The 6,713-nt window shown below is 68.2% G+C and carries 5 protein-coding genes; 2 read left to right on the forward strand and 3 right to left on the reverse strand.

The window, feature by feature from the left end:
* Positions 1-3: 3 nt before the first annotated feature.
* On the reverse strand, positions 4-429 hold the full coding sequence (locus tag KUG39_RS03065) for a hypothetical protein (protein WP_190610021.1): 426 nt from the start codon (positions 427-429) through the stop codon (positions 4-6).
* 107 nt (positions 430-536) lie between these two features.
* Between KUG39_RS03065 and KUG39_RS03070 the strand changes: the two genes are divergently transcribed.
* Positions 537-1,364, forward strand: coding sequence for an MOSC domain-containing protein (locus KUG39_RS03070; protein WP_353617319.1), 828 nt, complete (start codon positions 537-539; stop codon positions 1,362-1,364).
* A gap of 15 nt (positions 1,365-1,379) precedes the next feature.
* On the opposite strand, the gene KUG39_RS03075 is transcribed toward KUG39_RS03070, so the two are convergent.
* Both KUG39_RS03075 and KUG39_RS03080 read right to left on the reverse strand, forming a co-directional pair.
* Positions 1,380-2,570 (reverse strand): pyridoxal phosphate-dependent aminotransferase, encoded by a 1,191-nt coding sequence (locus KUG39_RS03075; protein WP_216912702.1) that lies wholly within the window; start codon positions 2,568-2,570, stop codon positions 1,380-1,382.
* Positions 2,567-3,643, reverse strand: a complete 1,077-nt coding sequence (locus KUG39_RS03080; protein WP_143594095.1) for an FAD-dependent oxidoreductase — start codon at positions 3,641-3,643, stop codon at positions 2,567-2,569. The genes KUG39_RS03075 and KUG39_RS03080 overlap by 4 nt, the downstream gene beginning before the upstream one ends.
* Positions 3,644-4,000: 357 nt before the next feature.
* On the opposite strand from KUG39_RS03080, the gene KUG39_RS03085 reads away from it, so the two are divergent.
* Positions 4,001-6,658 (forward strand): EAL domain-containing protein, encoded by a 2,658-nt coding sequence (locus KUG39_RS03085; protein WP_216912703.1) that lies wholly within the window; start codon positions 4,001-4,003, stop codon positions 6,656-6,658.
* The last annotated feature ends 55 nt before the right edge of the window (positions 6,659-6,713 follow it).

Raw genomic sequence — 6,713 nt, forward strand, 5'->3', positions numbered from 1 at the left:
AGCTCAGGGGTCCCCCAAGGGAAACGTGGGACCGCTGCCGAGCAGCTCCACCTGGGGATCGTCGCGGAAGATCGCCAGCAGTTCCCCGTGCAGGGCCTCGGCCCAGGGGGCCGTGTCGATGAAGCGGAAGCGGCGCCACTGCCAGATCCGCTCGGCGACGGCCCCGTCGGTGCAGCAGAACTCCATCACCTCCCCTTCGGCCGGCTGGCTGTAGATGCAGACCCCGAAACGGAAGGGTGCGTCGGCCAGCTCCACCCACCAGCCCCAGTCCTCGCAGCAGAGGAAAGGGACCTGCCGGCCGTTCGCCCGCAGCCGCTCCTGCAGGTGCAGCGCCAGGGCCTTGCCCACCGTGCCCGGGTTCACCATCTCCCCGGCCTCGCCGGGGAGCTCGGGGAACTTGGCGGATCGCAGGTGGATGAAGTCCTTCATGGCCCAGGAGAGCGGATCCCGGCGTGCGCCCTGCGGACGGTAGGTGCTGCTACCGGCGTTGTCGCGCCTCCGCCCCCAGAGTGCGCCGGCAACGACAGGCGACGGGCGTGCAGGATCTGGTGGGAACGGTGCAGGCGCTCTGGCGCTACCCGGTGAAGTCGATGCTCGGGGACACCCCCAGCCAGCTCGACGTCGACCCCCGCGGCATCCGGGGGGACCGGGCCTATGCCCTCTGGGACCACGCCAGCGGCCGGGTGGCCAGCGCCAAGAACCCGCGGCTCTGGCAGGGCCTGCTGGGCTACCGGGCCCGCTTCCGGGAGGAACCGACGCCGGCGGCGCCCCTGCCGCCTGTGCTGATCTCCCCCCGCGAGGACGACGGCAGCGCCGGGCTCTGCAGCGCCGACGACGATGTGGACGCCTTCTTCAGCGAGCTGTTCGGCCGTCGGGTGAGCCTGCTGGACACCCCGCCGGAGGGGGCCAGCCTCGACCAGTACTGGCCGCCGGTGAAGGAGCGCGCCTTCCAGGACGTGACCAACGCCCTGGAGCTGCCCGAAGGCACCTTCTTCGATGCCTGCCCCATCCACGCCATCACCACCGCCACCCTGGAGCGGCTGCGCCAGCTCGAACCCCAGCTGGATTTCGCCGTCGAGCGCTTCCGCCCCAACCTGCTGATCGCCACGCCGCCGGAGTCCTCCGGCTTCGTGGAGGAGGGCTGGAGCGGCGCCTGCCTGCAGATCGGCGAGCAGCTGGTGCTGCGGGTCGACGGCGGCTGCCCCCGCTGCGTCGTCACCACCCTGGCCCAGGGCGCCCTGGAGGAGAACCTGGAGATCCTGCGGGCCACCGCCCGTCACAACGGCGTGGTGGCCGGCATCCGTCTGAGTGTGGTCAGCCCCGGCCCGGTGGCGGTGGGGGATCCGGTGCGGCTGTTGCCCTGATCGGCCCGCCGCTGGCTAGGGCGCCGGGGCCAGTCCGGCCGCCAGGCGTTCGAGGGCCTCGCCGAGCAGGGCCTCGGAGGTGGCGAAACTCAGCCGCAGGTGGCCCGCCGCCCCGGGGCCGAACCAGCGGGGGCTCCCCGGCACCACCGCCACCCCGTGCTCCCGCCGCAGCCGCTCCACCAGTTCCTCGACGCTCTCCTGCAGCGGCGGCAGGCCGACGAACAGCACGAAGGTGGCCGCGGGGGGCTGCACCCGCAGGCCGGGGATCGCCGCCAGCCGGCTGACGGCCTGGTCGCGACGGGCCCGCAGATGCTCCAGAAAGGCCTCCAGCCAGGCCAGGCCGTCGGGGCTGTAGGCCGCCGTGGCCGCCACCTGGCTGAGGGTGGCCACGCCATCAACGGTGGAGGGCAGCTCGCTGTCGGCCAGCAGCCGGGCCGCCGCCTCCGGATCTGCCATCGCCGCGTAGCCCACCCGCAGACCGGCCAGGCCGAAGGACTTGGAGAAGCCATGCACCACCGCCCCGAGGCCGGCCAGCTCCGGCTCCAGGGCCAGCCAGCTGGTGAAGGTGGCCGGCGGGTAGACCACATCGCTCCACACCTCATCGCTCAGCACCCGCAACCCCCGCTCCAGACAGAAGCGGCCGAGGGCCTCGAGTTCGTCGCGGCGAAAGCAGCGGCCCAGGGGGTTGTGGGGGTTGCAGAGGCACAGCACCCGGGTGCGGCTGGTCACCAGGGCCTCCAGCGCCGCCAGATCCAGGGGGGCCTCGGGATCGATGCGCCACAGGACCGGCACCCCGCCGGCGCTGCGGACGGTGTGGGCGAAGAGGAAGTCGACCGGATCCCAGACGATCGCCTCGTCGCCGGGCGACAGCCAGTGGCGGGTCACCAGGGCCAGACCGGCGGCCGCACTGTTGACCGCCAGCACCCCTTCAGGCGGAACCGACGCCCCCCGCTGCCGCAGGTAGCCGGCCACCGCCTGCCGGAAGGAGGCCAGCCCGCCGGCGGGGCCGTAGCTGAACACACCGGAGCGGGCGTAGTCGGCGATGGCGTCGCGGATGACCGGCGCCGCCGGGAAATCGGGATCGGCGGCGGTGAGCGGGATCACCCCGGGGGCCTGCTCGGCCCAGCGCAGGTTGTGGGCCCGCTGGCGCAGCAGCTCCATCGGCACCGCGCCGTCGCGGAAGCTGTCGGCGAAGCGATCGCTCATGCCATCAGCGGCAGCTGGAGCCGGGTGGCCGACGGCTGGACGAACGACCTCGCCATCTCGCGACCGGCCTCCACACAGCCCAGCAGCGCCGGCCGCCGCTGGCGTTCGTAGGCGCTGAACAGCTCCGGCACATCGGCGGGATCCCGGCAGCCAAGCAGCAGGTCGCTGAGGACCACCGCATCCTCCAGGGCGGTGTTGACCCCCTGGCTGGTGAACGGCAGCAGCGGGTGGGCCGCGTCCCCCGCCAGGGCCACGTTGCCCTTGCTCCAGCGGGTGGCCGGATCCTCGTCCACCGTGTGCCACACATGGGCGCGGGCCGGATCGGTGGCCGCCAGCACGTGGCGCACCACGGCGGGGAACCCCCCGAAGTGCGCCTCGAGAAAGGCCCCCACCTCGGAGGGCTGGGGGACGGTGAAGCGTTGGCTGTCGAACTGCACGAACCAGACCAGCCGGTCATCGCCCAGGGGCACCAGGCCGACCGCCAGTCCCCCGGAGGGATCGAGCACCTTGAGGAAGCGGTGGCCCAGCTCGGCCGCCACCAGGGGCTGGCGCACGTGGGCCACGATCTCCTTGACCCGGCCCGGGTTGGTCATCGCCCCGCATCCCAGGGACAGCCGGCAGCTGGAGCGCACCCCGTCGGCGGCGACGAAGGCATCGGCGGGGTGGGAGCGACCGTTCTGGAAACACACTGCCCGGGCCCGCTCCCGGTCCCAGTCGAAGCGCTCGAACGGGTGGTTGTAGTGGACCAGATCGTCGGGGGCGCCGCGTAGCAGCACATTGAGCAGCTGGTGGCGCAGCATCGCCACCGCCCCCTCGAGCGGGTGCTCCACCAGCACCTGGCCTGAACAGCAGAGGATCCTCACCGACGTGATCGGATGGCCCAGGGTGCCGTCCGGGTCGCAGCCGAGCCGGCGCAGGGCGGCGCGACCATTGGCCAGCAGGAGGAAGCCATGGCCATGGAGATGGGAGGCCAGGGCCCGTTCATAGACGCGCACGGGACGGCCCTGCTGCCAGAGCCCCCTGGCCACGGCCAGCCCGCAGGCGCCGCCTCCCACCACAGCTGTATGGATCACGGCTGAAGATCCATCGGCAAGATGAAAACATGCCCGGTGATCAAGCAGGGATGTGCTGTCACACCCGGCCACCCAACTGCCGACCCAACCGCTGAACTCGTGATCCGTACGGCGCCCACGGCCAGAAAGGATGCATGCCCGCGAATGTTAGGGGCCACGGCAAACCTGTGGACGTCGCCGTAGTCACCTTCCAGCGCTCAGCGAGCAAGCCTGAGTTTTCCCTGAGCAATGGTGAGGAAACCCAGGGAAAAGAACGGCCGGGAAGAAGATCGAACGGTTCCACCGGGCAGGGAACCTGCGAGGACTGGAAGCTCGCCACGCCTACGGTGGCTAAGGTGAGGCTGGTGAGGAAGGAACATGCGCCGACGCACCACATTGATAATCATCAGTGGAGCGCTTCTTTCGGGCACCTCGCTTCTGATCTTCACCCACCTGCTGGATCAGCGCAGTTCCAACGACTTACGCCGCCAGGATGATCGGATCGCCGGGCGGCTGTGCACCGCCCTGCAGGGCGTCGAGCGCAGCCTCAGCACCCCGGGGCCGCCCCTGGCCTCCCTGGGGCTGCAGTCCGTCGCCGAGGCGGAGCTGGCGAACTCCCCCGTTCCGGCGGTGATGGCAACGGGGTCCGCGACCCTGAAGGGCAGGCCCCTGGTCTGCCCCCGACGCTTCACCCGGCTGGTGCTGGTGGTGGCGGACGAACCGAGCCAGGGGAATGCCCTGCTTTTCACCACGGGCCCCGCCCGCCGCCGGGCCCCCGAATGGATCCGGCTCTCCGGGGCCAGCCTGGTCAACCGCGATCAAGAAGGCGACAGGCAGATCCGGCTGGCCCCATGGACCGCCCTGGAGGCGAAGGGGATCGTGAAGGGAGCGCCGGCCGGTTCGCTCTACCGGGTGGATTTCGGGGATCTGGCGGTGGGGCTGACCCTGGCGCCGGCCCTGCCCACCCAGGCGGATCGCGTCCGCAACCTCGCCCTGACCCTGGGGCTGCTGGGGATCGGAACGAGCGTGGCGATCGCCTGGCGTTCCAGCCACAACCGGAGGAAGGAGCAACCGGTGACCGGAAGCTTCCGCAAGCACGGCCAGACGTCCTTCCTGACGCACTACGCCCTGGTGAAGGATCTTGAGGCATCGGCCCTCAGGAAGCACGCGGAACGCGGCGAAGACGGCTTCCTGGTGACCATCGACTTCCGCTATCTCGAACGGCAACGCGGCTATCTCAGTGAGGTGGAGATCAACGACATCCTCACGAAAGCCTGTCGGGCGATTGACAAGGGATGGGCTGTGCATCCCGGCTTCAACTTCTACCACGTCTCGAAAAACAAGATCGCCCTGATCGTGCGGGCCTCCGGCAGCATTCCCATCGATGACAACGCTGCCTGTGAGGCGCTCCTGGCCCGTCTGCTCGGCATTGTCTCCGGATCGATCCAGATCTCCAGCGATACCGTGCTCGCCTGGGACGATGTGACCATCACCGGGCAGCGATTTCAGCTGGATTCCCCACCCGAAACCCTGCTGACGATGCAGGCCTTCGGGGAGATACTGGCGGCCGAAGACAGACGTTCCTACCGCCTCGTGAAGAGCGGTGATGATCTGCTCGTCAAGGATAAGGGCGAGATCAGAAGCCAACTCACGTCCCTGAAGGCCAGTGACCTGGAACTGCGCTTCCAGCCGATTCTTCAGCTCAGCAATCCAGGCCATTTCGGGCTTGAACTGCTGATCCGCTTCCTGCCGCCGGCCCTGAGCAAGCTCGGCACGGGGCACGTGATTCAGCTGGCCCATGACATCGGCATCGCCCACAAGATCGATGCCCTTGTGGTGAGCAGGCTCAACGACGTGCAACAGCAGATCAATGCCTCGGAGTTTCTGCGTCATCGCATCGAGTATGTCTCCGTCAACATCAGCTCTGATTCCGTCTCCACCGATCAGCGCCTCAACCAGCTGATCGGTCTGGTCAAGCACCATGGCATCGACAGCTCGATTTTCTGCATTGAGATCACGGAGATGGCCGCCACGGACATTCTGGCGGGATCGGAGGGGGTGACAACGGCTTCGGAGCGGCTGATGCGGGAGCTGAACTTCAGAATCTTCATCGACGACTTCGGCTCCGGACTCTCCAACTACCGACGCATCAGCGAAGCCTGGTACGACGCCATCAAGCTCGACATTGATCTGATCAAGGGGGTCGATCGTTCCTTCCGGCTGCAGCGCTATGTCGGCTCCTTCATCGACACCGTCCACGCCCTCGGCAAGACCGTGGTCTGTGAGGGCGTCGAAACCCACAACGAACTCACCGCCGTCATCCGGCTGGGAGCTGATGCCCTGCAGGGGTTCCTCGTCTCGCCACCCCTTCCCCTAGAGGAGGTGGAGTCGTTCATCCGATCCTCCGAATGGGCGGACCGCGATTCCCTGCAGCAGACGCTGGAGCAGATCCGTGCCACATCAAGACTGCGCGATTCCGGGCATGGCAACGAATTCAACACCTCCGACAGGAAAATTCCGCTGGAGCGCTACATCATCGACAACTGGTCGAGGCTGCGCAGCTTCGAGGAGTTCGTGCTCCTGTTCGTCAATGAACTGAAGTCCTGGGGCCTGGAGATCCACCGTTTCTCCCTGGCCTTCCTACCCGACCAGGATGACATCGACTGCAGCCAGTATGTCTGGGTGAGCTCCAGGCCGGGCCTTGTCAGCACCCTGCGCATGGAGCGGGACTTCCTGGAGCAGGATGAACACCTGCGCAGCCCCCTGCATTTCATCGCCACCAGGAGCAAGGTGTTTCGGCAGCAGCTGGTCGCCACGAAGGACAACGGCTTCCCCTTTCTGGACTCCCTCAGGGAGGTGGGCTGCAGCGATTACCTCGGCATCCGACTGGACTCACGCGGGGTTTCCATCCCGGTGCTCACGATCGCCCTGCATGAAGGCAGCGTCTTCAGCGACCAGGAGGTGCAACGCATCGAAGCGATGAGCAGCCTGCTGAGCCTGCTGTTGACGTGGACCCCGAAAACCGGTCCAGGGTGAATGAGAGTCTTCAGCCGGCCAGACTGGGCCGGGGACTCGACCATGAAACGCACCA

Origin of the sequence: Synechococcus sp. CCAP 1479/10 (assembly GCF_019038515.1) — a bacterium.
In the GTDB taxonomy this organism is placed as follows: domain Bacteria; phylum Cyanobacteriota; class Cyanobacteriia; order PCC-6307; family Cyanobiaceae; genus Cyanobium.

Coding starts and splice junctions, on each gene's coding strand:
- KUG39_RS03085 (WP_216912703.1), top strand. CDS start 4,001: ATGCGCCGACGCACCACATTGATAATCATCAGTGGAGCGCTTCTTTCG.
- KUG39_RS03075 (WP_216912702.1), bottom strand. CDS start 2,570: ATGAGCGATCGCTTCGCCGACAGCTTCCGCGACGGCGCGGTGCCGATG.
- KUG39_RS03065 (WP_190610021.1), bottom strand. CDS start 429: ATGAAGGACTTCATCCACCTGCGATCCGCCAAGTTCCCCGAGCTCCCC.